The organism is Nostoc sp., from assembly GCF_036917375.1.
Lineage (GTDB): Bacteria > Cyanobacteriota > Cyanobacteriia > Cyanobacteriales > Nostocaceae > Nostoc.
The window spans coordinates 1-17,958 of record NZ_JBALDN010000077.1 but is presented as its reverse complement, the minus strand read 5'-3'; the positions used below and the strand labels follow the sequence as shown (position 1 = coordinate 17,958).

13 protein-coding genes and 3 pseudogenes are annotated in these 17,958 nt (G+C 41.5%); 13 read left to right on the top strand and 3 right to left on the bottom strand.

The annotated features are described in order from the left end of the window. Window positions 1–4: 4 nt before the first annotated feature. A complete protein-coding gene (locus tag V7K45_RS19680; RefSeq protein WP_335006327.1) occupies window positions 5–4,198 on the bottom strand; it encodes a non-ribosomal peptide synthetase in 4,194 nt (1,397 codons plus the stop codon). A gap of 566 nt (window positions 4,199–4,764) precedes the next feature. Here V7K45_RS19680 and V7K45_RS19675 point away from each other — a divergent pair. From V7K45_RS19675 to V7K45_RS19625, 11 genes and pseudogenes are all read left to right on the top strand, one after another. Further along, window positions 4,765–5,757: a cyclase family protein gene (locus V7K45_RS19675; protein WP_335006325.1), complete on the top strand. Its 993-nt coding sequence runs from the start codon at window positions 4,765–4,767 to the stop codon at window positions 5,755–5,757. A 609-nt stretch (window positions 5,758–6,366) separates the two neighbouring features. Next, window positions 6,367–7,401, top strand: a complete 1,035-nt coding sequence (locus V7K45_RS19670) for an aliphatic sulfonate ABC transporter substrate-binding protein (RefSeq protein ID WP_335006323.1) — start codon at window positions 6,367–6,369, stop codon at window positions 7,399–7,401. Window positions 7,402–7,653: 252 nt separating this feature from the next. Next, on the top strand, window positions 7,654–8,451 hold the full coding sequence (locus V7K45_RS19665; protein ID WP_335006320.1) for a class I SAM-dependent methyltransferase: 798 nt from the start codon (window positions 7,654–7,656) through the stop codon (window positions 8,449–8,451). Between the two features lie 472 nt (window positions 8,452–8,923). Further along, window positions 8,924–9,082 (top strand): hypothetical protein, encoded by a 159-nt coding sequence (locus V7K45_RS19660; protein ID WP_335006318.1) that lies wholly within the window; start codon window positions 8,924–8,926, stop codon window positions 9,080–9,082. Between the two features lie 6 nt (window positions 9,083–9,088). After that, on the top strand, window positions 9,089–10,327 hold the full coding sequence (locus tag V7K45_RS19655) for an acyl-CoA dehydrogenase family protein (protein WP_335006316.1): 1,239 nt from the start codon (window positions 9,089–9,091) through the stop codon (window positions 10,325–10,327). A 239-nt stretch (window positions 10,328–10,566) separates the two neighbouring features. Further along, a complete protein-coding gene (locus V7K45_RS19650) occupies window positions 10,567–11,640 on the top strand; it encodes an aliphatic sulfonate ABC transporter substrate-binding protein (protein ID WP_335006314.1) in 1,074 nt (357 codons plus the stop codon). Between the two features lie 151 nt (window positions 11,641–11,791). Continuing rightward, window positions 11,792–12,100 (top strand): annotated as a pseudogene (locus V7K45_RS19645) (class II aldolase/adducin family protein); the annotation flags it as partial. A gap of 118 nt (window positions 12,101–12,218) precedes the next feature. Continuing rightward, a complete protein-coding gene (locus V7K45_RS19640; RefSeq protein WP_335006312.1) occupies window positions 12,219–12,668 on the top strand; it encodes an ABC transporter substrate-binding protein in 450 nt (149 codons plus the stop codon). An 87-nt stretch (window positions 12,669–12,755) separates the two neighbouring features. Further along, a complete protein-coding gene (locus V7K45_RS19635) occupies window positions 12,756–13,031 on the top strand; it encodes a hypothetical protein (RefSeq protein ID WP_335006310.1) in 276 nt (91 codons plus the stop codon). A gap of 61 nt (window positions 13,032–13,092) precedes the next feature. Further along, complete coding sequence (locus tag V7K45_RS19630) at window positions 13,093–13,329, top strand: hypothetical protein (protein WP_335006308.1); 237 nt, start codon at window positions 13,093–13,095, stop codon at window positions 13,327–13,329. A 179-nt stretch (window positions 13,330–13,508) separates the two neighbouring features. Further along, window positions 13,509–13,658, top strand: a pseudogene (locus V7K45_RS19625) (transposase family protein); the annotation flags it as partial. 246 nt (window positions 13,659–13,904) lie between these two features. On the opposite strand, the pseudogene V7K45_RS19620 reads toward V7K45_RS19625, so the two are convergent. Further along, window positions 13,905–15,036: pseudogene (locus tag V7K45_RS19620) on the bottom strand (IS4 family transposase). A gap of 109 nt (window positions 15,037–15,145) precedes the next feature. Between V7K45_RS19620 and V7K45_RS19615 the strand changes: the two are divergent. Both V7K45_RS19615 and V7K45_RS19610 read left to right on the top strand, forming a co-directional pair. Beyond that, entirely contained in the window at window positions 15,146–15,685 is a 540-nt protein-coding gene (locus V7K45_RS19615) for an ISAs1 family transposase (protein ID WP_335006305.1), read from the top strand. 136 nt (window positions 15,686–15,821) lie between these two features. Beyond that, window positions 15,822–17,075: an ABC transporter substrate-binding protein gene (locus V7K45_RS19610; RefSeq protein WP_335006303.1), complete on the top strand. Its 1,254-nt coding sequence runs from the start codon at window positions 15,822–15,824 to the stop codon at window positions 17,073–17,075. A gap of 271 nt (window positions 17,076–17,346) precedes the next feature. Here the strand turns inward: V7K45_RS19610 and V7K45_RS19605 are convergent, their stop codons facing one another. Continuing rightward, window positions 17,347–17,613 (bottom strand): hypothetical protein, encoded by a 267-nt coding sequence (locus V7K45_RS19605; protein ID WP_335006301.1) that lies wholly within the window; start codon window positions 17,611–17,613, stop codon window positions 17,347–17,349. Between the last annotated feature and the right edge of the window lie 345 nt (window positions 17,614–17,958).

The following is a 17,958-nucleotide window of genomic DNA, read 5'->3' as shown; positions in this document are numbered from 1 at the left end:
ATCCTTATTTTAAATTTTGTGCTTTCTCAATACAAGCTCTTAGCTGTGCGGCGAGAACTTCGATATGGGGTTTTCTCAGCATAGTTAAGTGATTGCCAGGAATATGATGAATTTCCGTTCCTCCTACAGTTAGCCGATCCCAACCCAGACTCGGATCTTCCTTGGCAATGCTTGATTGAACCTTTGTTCTGAAAAGATGAATTCGTTTAGAGTAAGCTTGCGGAACGTAGTTAAGAACGGCTTGGCTATTGGCATAATAAACACGAAGCATTGGACGAATTGCTAACTCGCTTAAAAGTCTTAACTTGGATTCTTCGGGTATAACGTTAACCGTGGCATCCTCTTTTAGGGTGAGGTGAGAAAACAGATTTGTTTGGAGCGATCGCGTCAACGACTCCCAAAAGGAGTTTTGCACAATTTGAGTAAAATTAGCCAATCGAGAAGTTAAACTGTTGATTCGTTTGTTGGCGATCGCAATAATTAGATAAAAATAATCGAGGAAAAAGGGCCATATATATCGCGCCACTGTCGTCAGCATAAACTTGAAACCACTACCCAAAGAAGGTATATTGCCTGGAATTGGCGCTAAAGTGTCAAGCACAGCAAGTAAAGCCACTTCTTCTCCAGACTTTTGGAGTTGTTGAGCCATTTCAAAAGCAACCCAACCTCCAAAAGACCAACCGCCTAAAAAATAAGGGCCTTTAGGCTGCACTCTACGCAATGCTTCAATGTAGTGAGAAGCCATATCCTCAATCCGAGTTAATGGAGGACTTTTCCCATCAAGTCCAATGGGTTGTAGCCCATAAAATGGTTGATTTTTTCCCAAATTAGTAGCTAATTCGTAATAAGGAAAAACAACACCAAAAATCGGATGTATGCAGAAAAAAGGTGGACTTGAACCAGCAGGTTGAATTGGAACTAAGGGCGACCAGGGAAGAGAATCTACTTTTGAGGATAGAGCAGTTGCTAAACTTTCAATTGTCGGATTTAAAAATAAGCTAGATAGCGGCAATTCACGCTCAAAATGCTTGTGTATATCCTTCATCAGGCGTACAGTTAACAGCGAATCTCCTCCCAAATCGAAGAAGTTATCGTAAATACCCACACGCTCAATATTAAGCACTTCAGCCCAAATTTTTGCTAAGGTTGACTCGGTTGGAGTCCGAGGAGCGATAAATGTTTTATCTATTAAGCCGCTAGCCGAACTGTCGAGTTCTGTTAGCGCCAAACGATCCACTTTACCACTAGCTGTTAGCGGCAGAGAATCCAGCATTACAAAAGCTTTTGGGATCGTGTATTCTGGCAATTTTTCTTTTAAGAATTTACGTAGTAGTGACGTAAAATTTTGCGTCTCTATATTGGAAACAATATAAGCCACCAAGTACTTATCACCAGATACATTTTCTTTAACAATTACTACTGCTTTTTGCACACTCTCATGCTGACTCAGGACTGTTTCAATTTCTGACAACTCAACGCGGAATCCACGAATTTTTACTTGATTATCGATTCGTCCTAAAAATTCAATATTACCGTCCGGTCGATACCGAGCTAAATCACCTGTCTTGTAAAGTCGCGCTCCCTTTTTATCACTAAAAGGATTGTGAATAAACTTTTCAAGAGTTAATTCAGGGCGATTAAGATAGCCTTGTGCCAATCCCTCACCACTTATATATAATTCGCCAATAATTCCAATTGGTAAAGGTTGTAAATACTTATCTAATATATAAATTTGAGTGTTAGCAATAGGGCGACCAATGGGCGGTTTTTCACTTATAGTACTAATCTCTGCAATGGTTGACCAAACCGTTGCTTCAGTAGGTCCATAAGCATTAAAAAACCGACGCTGAGAGTTCCACCAACGTTTTACAATATCATCGGGACAGGATTCACCTGCACAGATAATAGTTTGCAATGCCGATAGTGATTCTGTTGGTAGGACTGCTAATACTGCTGGCGGAAGGGTGATGTGAGTAATAGCTTTTTCGCGCAATAATTTGAGCAAAGGTTGTCCGGGTAGAAGAGATTCTTTGTTTGCTAAATAAAGAGTTGCTCCTGTTTGCAGTGCCATGACAATCTCAAAAATTGAGGCATCAAAACTTAATGATGCAAATTGCAGAATGCGGTTACTCGGTTGTAAGTTGAAAATTTCAATCTGAGATGCAGCTAAGTTTGACAATCCTCGATGCTGGAGCAAAACACCTTTAGGCTTTCCTGTTGAACCAGAGGTGTAGATAACATAAGCTAGGTTGTCAAATGTTACGCAACTGGTCGGGTTTTCTTGGCTGTGTTGTGTAATAGTTACCCAATCTTTATCTATACAAATAATTGGATTCGAGAAGTATTCAAAATGCTTCAGCAACTTTTCTTGTGTTAGTAAGACTGAAACCTGTGCATCTTCTAGTATGAAGTTAAGACGTTCTTGAGGTAGGCTCGGATCTAAAGGCAGGTATGCTCCACCTGCTTTGAGAATGGCTAATAGTGCAATTATCATCTGTGGCGATCGCTCTATGCAAATACCTACTAAAGATTCAGTTTCTACACCTATTTTTTTGAGATAATGTGCAAGTTGGTTGCTGCGTATATTTAACTCTTTGTAGCTGAGTTGTTCATCGCCAAAAACTAGTGCGTTCGCGGAGCGTGCGTTTAACGCAATCGCATCGGGAGTTTCCTGCACTTGTGCTTCAAATAACTGATGAAAACACTTGTTCTCTGCATAGTCTCGTTTAGTGTCATTCCAATGAATTAATAACTCTTGTCGTTCTTCTTCAGTAAGCAAAGACAAATCTGAAAGACATCGATCTGGATTGGCAACGATGCTTTCTAGAAGCGTTTGGAAATGTCCCAGCATTCGCGTAATGGTTTTGTCATCAAATAAATCGGTGCTATAAACCATTTGTCCTTTCAAACTTTCCAAGTCTTGCCACAAATGGAATTCTAAATCAAGCTTTGCAGTTTTGCTGTCGAATTCAAAAAGCGAAAGCGTTAACCCAGGTAGCTCTAGCGCTTCAACGGGAGTGTTTTGTAGGCTAAATACGACCTGAAAGAAAGGATGATAGCTCAAATCTCGCTCTGGGTGTAGTTCCTCCACCAGCTTTTCAAAGGGCAAGTCTTGATGGCTGTATGCTCCTAAAGTTACCTCTCGTACTCGATTTAATAATTCTCGAAACGTCGGGTTCCCTGAGAAGTCTGTACGTAGCACCAAGCTGTTAACAAAAAAACCAATTAATCCTTCTAGTTCGCTACGATTGCGATTAGCAATAGGTGAACCAACTGCAATATCCTCTTGCTGCGTGTAGCGATAGAGCAAAGTCTGAAACGCTGCCAACATTGTCATGAACAAGGTAACGCCTTCTTGGTAACTCAGTGCCTCTAGCGCTTGAGTTAAGGAGTGTGGTAGCTCTAAAAATTGTTTTGCACCCCTGTAGCTAGGAACTGCTGGTCTTAGTCGGTCGGTGGGGAGATTCAATACCGAAATCCCGTTTAATTGCTTTTGCCAATAAACTAACTGGCTTTGTAGGGGCGAGGTGCCGTTTGCTGCCACTCCTTGTAGCCACTCCCGTTGCCATTGAGCGAAATCTGCATATTGAATAGGTAGTTCTGGTAGGGTTGTCAGACATCGCTTATCCCCTGCCAAGGCTTTGTATAATACCCCCAATTCTTTAATTAGCACTCCAATTGACCAGCCATCGGCAACTATGTGATGTAGATTTAGCAGCAGCAGATATTCTGCTTCATCCAGTTGCAGCAGCTTTACTCGCAGTAATGGCCCAGTGGTGAGATTGAAAGGATGTTGAGCCTCTTGGGTTACGATTTGCTGCACTCGTGTGTCGCGTTCTGGGCTGTCGAAATTGCGTAGGTCTATTAAGGGAAGAGGTATGGTTAAGCTAGGTGCGTTAGCGCAGCTTTCCGCAGGAATCGCCTGTACTGGTTGTTGCTCTACTATAACAAACCTAGTACGTAACGTTTCGTGGCGACGTACAATTTCGTTGAATGTCTGCTTTAAGGCGGTAAAGTTGAGGGAACCTGTCAGGTGAAGTGCTGTTGACACGTTGTAAAATGGATTCCCCGGTGCTAACTGGTCGAGAAACCACAATCGCTGCTGGGCGAAAGAAGTGGGAAAAACGAAAACCTCTGCTTCCTCAGAAAAATTGAGTTCTTCATCATCTGTGAGACTACTGTAAATATACTGGCTCATAAGTAAATGGCAAAAAGTTGTGGTGGAATTTGTGGAAACTTTTTCTCAGCCCATCTTATTGTCAATGCTCCGATAGGAGTTTAGCTTTGAAGAACTAATGTTCATCACATTCTGAGATATTCTTTAGTTCCAAAAGTTTCGTAACTTTTTCTTGGAACTGTTCTAACGATTTGCTGAAATCGAAAGTGGAATATATCTGATTTTTGATTCAGTGTAGGCACTCCCTGTTTTGATGTTAGATATCAAAACCTTTACTCCAAAGGGAATCCTACCTTTTTTTTGCCGCAAAAACGAGTCATCTTCACATCCTAAAATTGTCAGCCAATATCTATAAGTATTAGAACTCGATTTTCAGTAATAAATATTTAATTAATAGTGAAGCTGTTTTTTAGCGATCGCTTCTATTGGGTAGGGCGATCGCTCTGCCTGCCTCGGTGTTGCTCCCATTCTTTCCTCTAAAAATAAAAGGTGATATACCTCAAAACAGCTACGGAAGCAACAATGTAGCAATTTGTGGTAAAACAATTAGAGCCTTTAGAGCTATCAATTGCAATAAGCTTGAACAGATGACAATACTGCCGCAATTTAACCATTCACATCTCTTGCGGGAACTAGATAGATTTTTGCGTCAACCATTTCAAAAAGCTTTCTGGGGAATTATTTGTTTAATTGTTCTGTTTAGTGTTGGTTTTGGGTCTGTAAACGCAGTACAGCCATTACGTAAGCCTGACCTGTGGCAAGTTTATCAGCGCTCGCTCAAGTCAGCCAAATATGTTGACTTGACTCATGTTATCACTCCAGCAATTCCTGTATGGTCAGGTTTTGGTTCATCAAAGTTTGCGCCTGCCATCAACCCAAAAACAGGTTCGCCATACACTTACCAAAAGGATGGGTTTGAAGCAACTCATTATAATTTATCCACCGATCAGCTAGGAACTCAACTAGATCCACCGGCTCACTGGAACCCTGACTATCCAGCTATTGATGAGTTACCAGCAACATTTGCTGTTCGTCCTCTAGTAGTAATTTCTATTCAAGATAAAGTTGCTCTAGATCCTAATTACCACCTGAGTGTCAAAGATATTCAGGATTGGGAACGCAAACATGGCAGGATTCCCCAAGACTCAGTCGTGTTTGTTCGCTCTGACTGGTCTTCATCATGGCCAAACCCCGAACTAGCTACTAGAACTAAGTTTCCTGGGGTGAGTCTTGATGCTCTCAAATTCCTACATTTACAACGCCATATCTTGTTTCACGGACATGAACCCCTGGATACAGACAGCACCCCAACACTCGAAGGAGAAGCTTGGCTGTTAAACAATGGATATACCCAAGCAGAGGGTGTGGCAAATCTAGAGCAGGTACCAGAAATAGGTGCGTTGATTTCTATTGGGTATCCCAAATTTAAAGGTGGCTTGGGAGGTTATGCACGTTACATTGCTATCTGTCCCCCAAATTGGAAATACGGTGTATCAGTAGGTCAAATTCCAGAATCTCCCCTGCAAAAAGCTGATAAACCCATACACTGGGATACAAAATTGGGTGTACGGGTACGGTGAGTTGAAGTAATAACTCAATTGCTTCCTCGCTTGATATCAAGTTCGGCTAATTAGTTATGATTCCCGAATCTATGCAAAAACCCAAAAACCCTTCCCCTCCGCCCCTCTGCCCCCCTGCTCCTCTGCTGCCTTAATGATAAGTCTTTGATCGGACATGATATGATTCGGGCGATCGGCTACGCTCTTGCGGTTACGCTGTCGCTTGTGCGTTCACCATCTGTCTACGAACGCGAAGGCTTGTAAAATATCAGGGTACAACGCTGCGTGAAAATCTCGGTCTGGCGCGCCCTGCTAATCGCTTCTTCCAAACTAGTCTGGTGTAAACTGCGATCGCTAATATCACACCTATTGTTTCTTTCTTTTTACCACTTGCATCAATAGCACCGTCATCCTCGCTGCTTGATTTTTAAATTAGCTTGTGGTAAAGTCCATGCAATCATAATCTACTGTAAATCGGTAGAGTTGCAGTAGATTACTTAGATAAGAGAGTTAGTAAACAGAGTCTAACCACAAAATAAAAAATTTCCCATCTTCAACTTTTACATCATTCCAAAATCAGTTTTTTAATTAAAGCCTGTATTTTAAACCCAAGAAAATTGGTAATACATCATGGTAGCAACATCTAGAAAACGCAACTTTCTAATTTTATTAGTAGCTGGAGTATTTACTCTCTCCACAACTTTAGTAAGTTGTAAAGCACCGGATACACGAGAAAAGGCAGCAGTTGCAGCTCCTAATGGCATTAAGACAAAAGTGTTAAGAATTGGCTATTTTACTGCTGCGGATATCACCAAAAGTAGACAAGTTTTAGAGAAACGCTTGAATCCCTTGGGTATTCAAGTGCAGTGGGCGCAATTTACAGCTGGTCCACAGCTTTTAGAAGCAATAAATGTGGGCAGTTTGGATGTCGGTGCTGTTGGTGAAACTCCACCCATATTTGCCCAAGCAGCTGGTATTCCTTTTGTTCTTCTTGCTAATACTATACCGGGTACTGGTGAAGGTTCGGCGATCGTAGTACCAGAAGACTCCCCTATCAAAACTATAGCTGATTTAAAAGGTAAAGGAATTGCCTTTCAAAGAGCTACTGCTAGTCAATACTTTGTGGTTAAAGCTTTACAAGAAGGAGGACTAGAGCTAAAAGATGTCAAACATCTCAATCTGATAGCACCAGAAACTCGTGCAGCATTATCGCGTAAGAGCATTGATGCAGCTGTGCTAAGTGACCCCCACCTGGCTATATTCCAGAGAACGGAAAAAGTTCGGATTCTTCGTAATGCTAAAGGACTTTCAACCCAAGGAGGCTATTGGATAGCTGCACGTAGCTTCGTGAAAGAGAACCCTGAGCTAATAAAAATTGTCCTTGAAGAAGTCTACAAATTAGGCGAATGGTCTAAAGCAAATACGCGAGAAGTTGCCGAAATTGTCGGGCGTGATACCAAGCTTGATTTACCAACCTTAGAAACAATAGTCAAGCGTCGGCGTTTTGGCATCAGACCGATTACCGATAAGGTTATAGCAGGACAGCAAGAGATATCTGACTTGTTTTATAAGCAAAAATTCATCACTAAAAAGATTAATGTCAAGGATGTAACACTTACTCCTGAAGAATATGCTGCTATACTCCCGGCAGAAATCAAGCCTTGAGCATTTGCAGTGAAAATTAAGCCTGAAAACTTGACATATATCGTACTAACAGTATCTAGAAAACGCAACTTTTTAATGTTCTTGATGGCTGGAGTATTTACCCTAATTTGTAATTGGGGAAAAGGGGACGAGGAACAGTTTCGTAGGGTGTATTATCGCTGTTCTCGTAATGCACCGCAAATCTTGGTGGAGGGCTAATTTATATAACCGCATCCTACTAAACTATGAATCAATATCAAAATCTAAAATTCAATGACAGATGAAAGAAGTCAGTTAAGAACCACTTTTAATCAAGTAGCACTGTTGTATGACCAAGTTCGACCAGGATATCCAGAGGCACTTTTTGACGATGTGGTGTCTCTCTCAAAAATCACTCCAGACGGAAGGATATTAGAGATTGGTTGTGGTACTGGTCAGGCAACTGTGCCCCTTGCCCGCCGGGGTTATCGTATACTCTGCATTGAGTTGGGTGAGAATCTTGCTAAAGTTGCTCAAAAAAACCTGGCTGCTTATCCGCAAGTAGAAGTGTGTAACATCGCTTTTGAGGATTGGATAATAGAAGAAAATGCCTTTGATTTAGTGATTTCGGCGACTGCTTTTCATTGGCTTGACCCAAATATTGCTTACAAAAAAACGGATCTTGCCCTCACATCTAAAGGAGCGATCGCGCTATTTTGGAATGAACACGTACATAGTGATGCTAGTAATGGCTTCTTTGAAGAAGTACAGGAGCTATATCAAAGTTTAGCTCCTCAATTGGTTAAAGACGATGAGCCTCCTTTGCGCGAGCAGAAAGTTCCTAATAAAACAAGTGAGATTGAGCAAACAGGTTTGTTTGGTGAAGTAGTCTATCGCTCTTATCGATGGGATGCAACATACGACAGTGCAAGTTATCTCAACCTCTTAAATACTTACTCCGGTCATCTAAATTTAGATCGCATTACAAAAGCGCGTTTTTTTGATGCGATCGCTGAATTAATTAATACCAAGTTCAACGGTCAAATTACTAAAGGTTACTTAACTACTTTATACGTAGCCCACCTACTCTAATCCTATATAAATCATTTTGCAGATAACAGTTACGTTTTGTAAGGAGGACTCTTCGCCAAACACAAACACCTGTTGTATATGGGATTTTAAATTCCTTTGAGTAGGATAAAAATTGTCCTTGAAGAAGTTCACAAATTAGGTAGGTGTAGGCGACTGGCTGGCGTTTTCCTTGGACTTACTCCGTAGACAATACTTGTCGGGTTTTGAGGAAAAGGGCAAAGAAAAAACCTTTAACCTTTACCCTTTAACCTTTTCCCTGAAACCCAATGCCGAGTTAAAAATGCACAAAGCGAGCAGTATTGACTCCGTAGACGCTTTTGGGCTTTCAACTTTGAGTCTTTCCTGCAAAAAGACGTTAAAACAGATTGACAACTTGGGAAAAATTTGGGAGTATCAAACTACGGTAATTCGGTAAATTTTTAGTATGTTGTAAAATTTAAATACATCTAAAACCCTTACAGAGGAATGGTTTTTGTTGAGTGCAGTTGGTGGGCTGAATATGTTACCAGATGTAATCGCCTCAAGGCTGGAAACATTCTTCAACTTTGTAGTGCTAAAGTCGCGTCACCCAGAAATAGCAATTGCTTCACCACTCACCAACATAGATTTTCCACAGGATATTCGGAGATAGAAACTAATGATTAAGAGTCCAGAGAAACTTACAGATACAACTATTCAATTTTCGGCTCCTGTAAGAGCAAATTCGCCGGAACTCCAGCAGCTTTTTGATTTTATTGCTCTGGGGGCAAGTGAGCGCGATCGCGATCGCATCCTTCCTTATGATGTGGTTGAATTGATCCGGCATTCCCGGTTGGGTGCATTGCGAATCCCCGTTGCTGAAGGTGGTGGTGGTAGCACGGCACGCGAACTATTCGAGGTCGTGATTCGGCTGGGGGATGCCGATCCAAACGTGGCTCACATTGTACGGAATCATTTCTCTGTGACAGAGCGAATTTTGCGTTCTGAGCGCACCCAAAGAAATCGTCGCTGGCTGAAAGCCGTCGTCGATGGCGCGATTATTGGACTCGCTACGACCGAACTGGAAACCAAGCGATCGGGTGGCGGCCAAGTCGTGAATACAAAATTAACACCCGATGGCGATGGCTATCGTCTAAATGGGACGAAGTATTACAGCACTGGCAGCCTTTATGCAGACTTGATTTTCGTGCGTGTATTAGTACCCGATGGCACTAAAGCGTTTATACTCATTCCCACCAACCGCGAGGGGATTGACCTTGTGGACGACTGGGACGGCTTCGGTCAAAGGCTTACAGGCACTGGAACAACAACATTCCAAAATGTTCGTGTAGAGGCTGACGAAGTAATTTTTGAGACAGACACAGACAAAGACAACCTGCCATACAATATCGTCCCGCAATTATTTTTAACAGCAATTAATGCTGGCATTATTCGCAGCGTTCTACGCGATGCTACAGCCCTCGTCCGTACCCGGCCCCGGACTTTCTACCATGCTGTATCCGAGCAAGCCTCAGAAGATCCAATCTTGCAACAGACTGTCGGGCAAATCGCCGCCAATGCCTTTGCCGCCGAAGCGATTGTTTTAGCAGCAGCTGATGGTCTGGATCGCCTCCCTGCTGCCCAAGCTCAAAGTGAAGAGGCAGAGACGGCTGTGGCACTGGCAACTTCTCTGAGTGCAGCCAAAGCCAAATTGATTGTTGATGATTTGGCTCTACGTTCAGCTACCTTGTTGTTTGAAGTTGGTGGGGCTTCCACAACAAAGAAAAGCTCCAACTTCGATCGCCATTGGCGCAACGCCCGCACTTTATCATCACACAATCCAAATCACTTTAAGGCTCGTGCGATCGGCGACTACGAGATCAACGGTACACCATTACCGCAGAGAGGATTCTTTTAATTCTGTTCAAATCCCTGACTTCTAGTGGTCTGGCAACTCAATAATGCTTGGTGAATCAACTTTTCAATTTCTCTTCTTTGTTCTGATAAAGAAATATTGACTGGATTTGAACAGCCTATTAAAAGGTGGTATCTTATATCTTAATACTACGGTAAGTCAATCGATTTAGTGTAACTTATTTCCGATCGTCATAGATATGGCTGCTTAAACTCCTAAAAATTGATATCAAGGAGTCCATTGTGGGGAATTATTTCAATGAACACCGCTTTCAGTACAAAGAAAAATGTTCTGCTAGTACAATCTTCGCAGTTGCAGTGTTTCTTCTTAGTTTGATAGCTTCTGGTTGCAGTCCACAAAAAGCTATCAACGTCGTAGCTAACTCAGATTCCTCCTCAAACACTGTCACTACCAAAACTACAGAGAAAAACAATGTAATTCGCTTGGGCTACCAAAAAGGTGGGATTATTCCCATTGCGCGTCAACGAGGTGAGTTAGAGCGTCAGTTAGCCACGCAAAATATTAAAGTTGAATGGAGTGGGCCATTTGACCGTTGCGCTACGCTTTTAAATGTTATTAATGGTAATTGGGCGGATATTGGCGGCTGTGGTGATATTCCTTCCATTTCTGGGATTGCTGCAAGACAACCTCTTTGTATTGGTTCTGTACAGCGTCCTAGTCCAGATTCTTTGAGTAGTGCTATCTTAGTTCGTGGTGATTCTCCCATTCGGAAACCGACTGATTTAGTAGGTAAAAAAGTTGCAGTTAATCAAGGTGGTGCGGGCGAATATCTGTTATTAAAAGTTTTGGAAAAAGAAAATATTCCTTCATATAAAGTCCAGCGAGTTTACTTATCACCGAATGATGCTGCACCTGCTTTATATCAAGGTTCTGTTGATGCGTGGGCAGTTTGGGAACCTTATATTTCTATTGCCCAATTAGAGCATAAGGCACGCAGAATTACCACTACACACCCTGCTCCTACCTACGGCATTATGATTGTTCGTGGTGATGCAGCTAAAGAAAATCCTGTCGCCGTGAAAGCTGCTCTCACTGCTTTGAGTCAGGATGGTGAATGGTTAAATCAACATACTAATGCTGCATCAGATTTTTTAGTTAAAGAGCTAAAAGTCTCTGATACTGTAGCCAAGCAAGTGACTAAAAATCGAGGCCCAGAGTCTTACGTATTTCCTAATGCTGAAGATATCGCCAAGCTTCAGAAAACAGCTGATTGGTTACTAGAACAAAAAATTATTCCGCAACGAGTAGATATTAAAACCGCAGTGTGTCCGTTAGAAACTGCCGCCGCTAGGTAGGAAAGATACAGTATTCAATCCATCTATTTTAATCCATGTCGTGAGTAATGATACCGCTACTATTTGCGACATCATTATCATCCCGAACAAAAAAGTCTGCGGTCTTCACGTGGATATTCCAATGTACTTATGAAAAAAGAAAGAGAAAATCATGGCAAATTTCACTAGACCACAACCGCCAGTCTTTGAACGAGTTGAAGAAGAACGATTCTATCGCAAACAACGCCTTGCTGCGGCATTTCGACTGTTTGCTCATTTTGGCTTTAGTGAGGGAATAGCAGGCCACATCACCGCCAGAGATCCAGAGTTTACCGACCATTTTTGGGTAAATCCTCTTGGCAAGTACTTTGGCCACATCCGGGTTTCTGACTTGATTTTGGTCGATAGAGAAGGGGAAGTTGTCAAAGGTAATGCTCTCGTGAATCGCGCCGCTTTTGCGATCCCAAGTCGCACTATCGAATACAACTCAACTGCATGTTGCTAAATTTAAAGGTGGATGGGACTTAAATTTAAAGTTAGCTAAACTAGATAATTTCCCTTACACAACTCAATTTACTGAGTTTACTGGGGGTAATTTGATGGTACAGTCAATCAATGCAGGTGCGATTGACTTAGCCTCAGCTAGTGAAATACCGCCGATTTTTGCGCTTGAATCGAAAGCATCCGTAAAAATTATTGCCACTCTCAAAGGGCCGACGATTGGTCAAGTTGTACTCGTACCCAAGGACTCGACTGCTAAAACGATCGCTGACCTCAAAGGTAAGAGAGTGGGTTACGTGAAAGCTACAACTGCCCACTACTTCCTGATTAAAATGTTGGAAAAAGTCGCGCTGACGATGAAGGATATCAATGCAATTCCTTTATCGATACCCGATGGACTAGCTGCTTTTCGTAAAGGACAGCTTGATGCTTGGGCTACCTACGGTTATTCCATCCCCCAAGCCAAAAAAGAAGGGGCGCGGGTGCTGGAATCTGCAAAAGATATTTTGAGCGGTAACTTTGTGATTATTGCTTCACCCAATGCGTAGGCGTAGCCCGTCGTAGACATCGCCGATCCCCAAAAGAAAGTTGCGTAGGCGCAGCCCGTCGTAGACATCGCTGATTTTCTCTGTCGTTTGCAGAAATCCCAAACTTGGCGGGAATCTAATCTCAAGCAATGGTCGAAGAATTATGCAAATACCATTGATGTAGATGAAGGCATCGTTTATCAGGATGCCCAGCAAGGACTACAACAGCGTCGCCAAGAATTACTTCCTGTTTCTGACGATGCTATTGCTTCTCAGCAACAGGTTGCTGATACCTTTTTTCAAGCGGGTGTAATTTCCACAAAAGTTGATGTAAAACAACTTTGGGACAGCAGTTTTAACGAAGATATCGCCAAATGCCAATAATTGCAGCAAGAAGTAAAAAGCTAAATGTCAAAATCACCTTATTTTTAATAAGGGTAAAAATATGTTTCATGGAATAGAAAGAGAATTATTAAATGGAGTACCTTGGTTATTTGGACAACAGTCTCAATTACCACATCATCTCCAATTAACAGATCGGCAAGAACATGAGATCCGTGATATTTGGGAATTCCCACCACAAGAATCTGCTGCTCGCGAGCGTGTGATTAAGCAGGAGATAAAACGGTTTGGGATTTTCAGCAAACTAAAAAGTTTTTCTTTAATGATGCAATTTAAATGACGATTAGCTTAATACTGAAACTCTGACTGTTCTGATAACGCGGCACATTCTCCAGCGTAAACACCCGTGGCTGCAACTGTCGGATAGCTTCTGCCACTGCGATCGCAGCACTCAGGTCATCTTGATAATTGGTACGGCAAGGTCAGCATACGGAGGATTGGTACAAATCCAATCACACTCTGGTAATTGCTCCCACGACTCTAAAGAGTTTGGTAGAAAATGTTGGAGACATCAAAGACCCCAGAGTAGAGTGAACAAAGAAACATCAACTCACACATATCTTGGTGATTGCAATTCTGGCAGTCATAGGTGGAGCGCAAGGTTGGGAACTGGAGTTTAGTGGGTCATGAACTGAAAGCTCATGACCCACTTCCAGATCAGTAGGTTATACCACAATACGGTTCAGTTAAGGCTAACAAGCTGAGGAGTGATGTGAAATTTCGGAACTTCTACTCGTTGTCCAGTGCCTCTGTGTTGCGGCTTTTTAGAACGAAACTTTGATACAGGTTTTTTCACAACTCTGGGATTAATACGGTGAACCCGTTCAGGTAACAATGTATCTATAATTTCTACAATTAACCAATCGAAAAAAAGGGAAAATCTTCTGGCTGTAAGTCTTGAAACTTAGGAATAGCTCGACGAATAACTCGTAATGTACCTGTAAAACTTAAGCGTAATGGTGGAATCCCAGCAGTAGTTGCGGCTTGAAACATTAATATTCGTACTGACCAATGACCTAACAACCAACCATAAACTTCTTGTACTACTTCTCGTGGTTTTTGAGAACGAACGTGAGTTTTACACCCTAATAGGTGAATTTTGAACTCATCAAGGGTATTTTCGACTTCCCATCGTTGATGATATTCTTTGGCTAACAGTTCTGCGGGAAATTTTTCAATGTCTAATAAGCTAGTAATTAAGCGATAAGTAAGTTGTTCAGTCGGGTTTTGCGGATGCTCAATTGTGTATTCAATAACTCTCACCATTATTGGCTGACACCCCTTTTTCCGCAATTTACCTGAAGGATTTATCCAGGATAAATAGGAGCCGTCTTCTAAAGGTTGTTCTGCTAGGAATTTCACATTGGCGGGGATTCTGCCTAAATAATCACAGCCGTTGGATACTTTCGTAGGAATGTAAACCTCTATCCCACATCAATAACATTCCTGATTGTACAGAGCGTAATAATTTCAATGCTCGAACTCGTTCTCCCATACGATAAGGACACATTAAGGCATCAAATATAATGTGTGTTCCTGCTTCTACTAAGATTACTAATCTGACTTTAGGAAATGCTGCAATTGTTCCAGGACGACTACTTGGACGACCAAAAACTCTAGCATTTTCTTCACTGTCTGGAACATCAAAACAGCTACCATCGATTACCACTATTCGTAATCCATTTAAAAATGCGCCCAATGTTTCGCTAGTTGCCATCGGTTTTACCAGCTGATGAAACAATTGGCTCATCACCCTAGATCCTAATCTTTGCCGAGCTTGCGTGATTGCTGATTTACAGGGTACTCGCCAATATTTCCCAACTTTTACCCATGCCACAGAAAGACCATCAACTAAATTTTTAAGTACATCTCGTATCGAATCTCTCGACCACAGACTCATTGCTACTACCAAACAAATTACTAAATGTGCTGGTAAAGAACGATTTCTTTCTTCGTTAGCTTTGCTTTTTGCGGTAAGCGAAGCCATGCCGTAGGCTTATCGCTTGCTCAATGGCAGTTGTAGGTATAGCTGTCTCTATTGCTTTCAGCAAATCCTGACTTTGTATCATTGGAGACAACAAAGAGAAATCTTTGAGATGCACAACAGTCTACTTTCAGCGTTAATTACAATCCTTAATTTACACATTGATATCAGTATTAGTCAACGTATTGAAAAAGGACATTACCGCATCGAAAAACGTACAGTTTACACCGTACCTGTGTCACAGATTCCTGGACTTTATCAACTAGAACTATGGGGAGGACTAAAAACAATAGTCATGGTAGTACGTTCGATTCAGCATTGGAATAAAACAACACACGAAGTGCAATTTTACATTACTAGCCTTATTAATGATGCAAACAAGATTTCTAGTGCAATTCGACAGCATTGGGGAATAGAAAATTCTGTTCATTGGACATTGGATGTTACTTTTCACGAGGATAAATGCCGAATTCGTTCTTTACACAGTCCACAAAACTTTGCTTTACTACGTCGCATTGCTCTTAATGCATTAGAGCGAGAATCGTCTTTTCGTCGCAGTATTCGCCAAAAATCACGACGAGCAGCTATGAACGATCGCTATATGCTTTCTGTATTGGCTGCGGCTCTCTCAAACTCAGTACCTCTGCCATAATTCCCCTGTCAATAGGGTTTGAGACGCGCTAACCCTGTTAACAAAAGAAGTTTGTATGCTGAACAGCTTACAAGTACTATATAAGAACAATATCTCAAAATCCCTGATATTCTTCAAAGATTATAATCGAGCATCTATGAAAAGCACGCTCACTGTTAAGCTCTGGTTTGGGATCTCACGTAATACAGCATTATTATTTATTTGCTGGATGCTGATCGCAGCTTGTAGTAAAAGTAATAACGTTAGATTAACTCCAGCAAATAATTCCGCAGTAGTAACAAGTGCAGCTAATACTGTTCCTATTGGAATCGCTTTTGCTCAAACCAGTAATGTAGCACTACTAGGTCAAGAGGGAACTGATGGAGTTAAAATTGCCCAGAAGTATTTTAATAACAAAGATGGGATTAATGGTAAACCAATCGAATTAATATTTCAAGATACTGGTGGCGATGAGGTTGGAGCAATTAATGCCTTTGGCAGTTTAATTAATCAAAATAAGGTTGTTGGTATTATTGGTCCTACTCTGTCACAACAGGCATTTAGTGCTGACCCGATAGCAGAACGCAATCACGTTCCAGTGATTGGTGCATCAAATACTGCTAAAGGCATTCCTGAGATTGGTGATTATATCGCTCGTGTTTCTTCATCTGTTGCAGTCGTCGCTCCTTACGCAGTCAAAGCAGCGCTTAAACAAAATCCTCAAATCAAAAAAGTGGCTGTGTTCTACGCACAAAATGATGCCTTTAATAAATCGGAAACCGAAATTTTTCAAAAAACAGTGAAAGATTTAGGATTAAATTTAGTCACAGTTCAAAAGTTTCAAACTACAGATACCGACTTTCAAGCGCAAGCCAGTAGTGCTATTAATTTAAAACCAGATTTAATAATTATATCTGGATTAGCTGTGGATGGAGGCAATTTAGTCAAACAAGTACGGGAACTTGGTTATCGAGGTTTAATTATTGGCGGAAATGGATTTAATACTTCTCATATATTTTCAGTTTGCAGGATGCTTTGTGATGGTGTAATTATTTCTCAAGCTTATAGTCCTGAATACAAAAATGAAATTAACACTGCTTTTCGTAAAGCTTATATTGAGCAATATCATCGAGAGCCGCCCCAAGTTAGCGCACAAGCTTTTGCTGCTTTACAAGTATATGTAGAAGCATTGCAATCTTTAGATAAAAAAAGTAAAATTAAGGATTTAACTCTACCTAATTTGCGTCAAGAGTTGAACAAGGAATTACTGAGATTAACTTATCAAACTCCTTTAGGTGAAATTGCTTTTACACCAGAAGGTGATGTAGTTCAAAAACAGTTTTATGTCGCCCAATTAAAGATGGAAGCAAACGGTATTAATGGTAAATTTGCTTTTTTAAATATAAAGTAATTGACTGTGATTGCTCAAGCGCAGAAATTCACTACAGCCGTAATCGCTCCTGATTGTTTACCATTTATGACAAAATCTTGTGCAAAAATCCATAAAAGCGCACACTCAAGCTGTATCTAGCTTCAACCCTTGCTTTCGCTAACCCTGCAATGCCGCAAGACTTCTCTCACCAGAATCTCAGAGGTCGTTCTTTCAAAGGTCAAGACTTGGCTGGAGCAAACTTTACGCGATCACAAGTGCCGGATCGTCATTCCAGCACTCATGCAAAAAGTCAAACCTTAGATTCTGCTCCGAATTCGCCGCAACGCATGAGTTTCTGCATACGCTCTGGTCGTACATTTGACCTCGCAACAATCGCCTCATACGACAACTTTTCAGTGCTGGTGACAGGTGCGGCGGAACTTTGACCCTCATGAACTGTTTTGATTTCTACACCCAAAACTGAATTTTCAACCAACAACATAGCAGAGTGATCCTGTTCTACTTGCCTTTGTGTTTGATTAGCGATCGCAAAAGTCCCTACATCAACACTTCTCACGCTAAATGCTAAATTTTATTTAGCCACCCAGCAGGAGTTTTCTTTTTCTTATGTGGTTCTGGCCTGCCGATTCAGTAGAACAAGAATTATTTGATTTGTACGCTCCAGCCCTGCAATCGCTCGGTGTAAATTTCAGTGACGAGCAACACTCCAAGACACTCTAGAAACAGCAAGCTTAGGTTTAGAAGATGCTTTCAGGAGCGCAATCGTTTACATACTCTGGCTCGAAGAAAACCTAAAGCCCATCTACCAATGCTCCGGACAAAATTAGGCAGCAATAACCCCGTAAGAACGTAGGTTTTGATAGTTAGGATGGGATTTAATTAAAGTTGGCGAGAGTCCTAA

Bases quoted from the DNA above. Each gene is read 5' to 3' on its own strand.
- V7K45_RS19680 (WP_335006327.1), bottom strand. From the start codon at position 4,198: ATGAGCCAGTATATTTACAGTAGTCTCACAGATGATGAAGAACTCAAT.
- V7K45_RS19675 (WP_335006325.1), top strand. From the start codon at position 4,765: ATGACAATACTGCCGCAATTTAACCATTCACATCTCTTGCGGGAACTA.
- V7K45_RS19670 (WP_335006323.1), top strand. From the start codon at position 6,367: ATGGTAGCAACATCTAGAAAACGCAACTTTCTAATTTTATTAGTAGCT.
- V7K45_RS19665 (WP_335006320.1), top strand. From the start codon at position 7,654: ATGACAGATGAAAGAAGTCAGTTAAGAACCACTTTTAATCAAGTAGCA.
- V7K45_RS19655 (WP_335006316.1), top strand. From the start codon at position 9,089: ATGATTAAGAGTCCAGAGAAACTTACAGATACAACTATTCAATTTTCG.
- V7K45_RS19640 (WP_335006312.1), top strand. From the start codon at position 12,219: ATGGTACAGTCAATCAATGCAGGTGCGATTGACTTAGCCTCAGCTAGT.
- V7K45_RS19630 (WP_335006308.1), top strand. From the start codon at position 13,093: ATGTTTCATGGAATAGAAAGAGAATTATTAAATGGAGTACCTTGGTTA.
- V7K45_RS19615 (WP_335006305.1), top strand. From the start codon at position 15,146: ATGCACAACAGTCTACTTTCAGCGTTAATTACAATCCTTAATTTACAC.
- V7K45_RS19610 (WP_335006303.1), top strand. From the start codon at position 15,822: ATGAAAAGCACGCTCACTGTTAAGCTCTGGTTTGGGATCTCACGTAAT.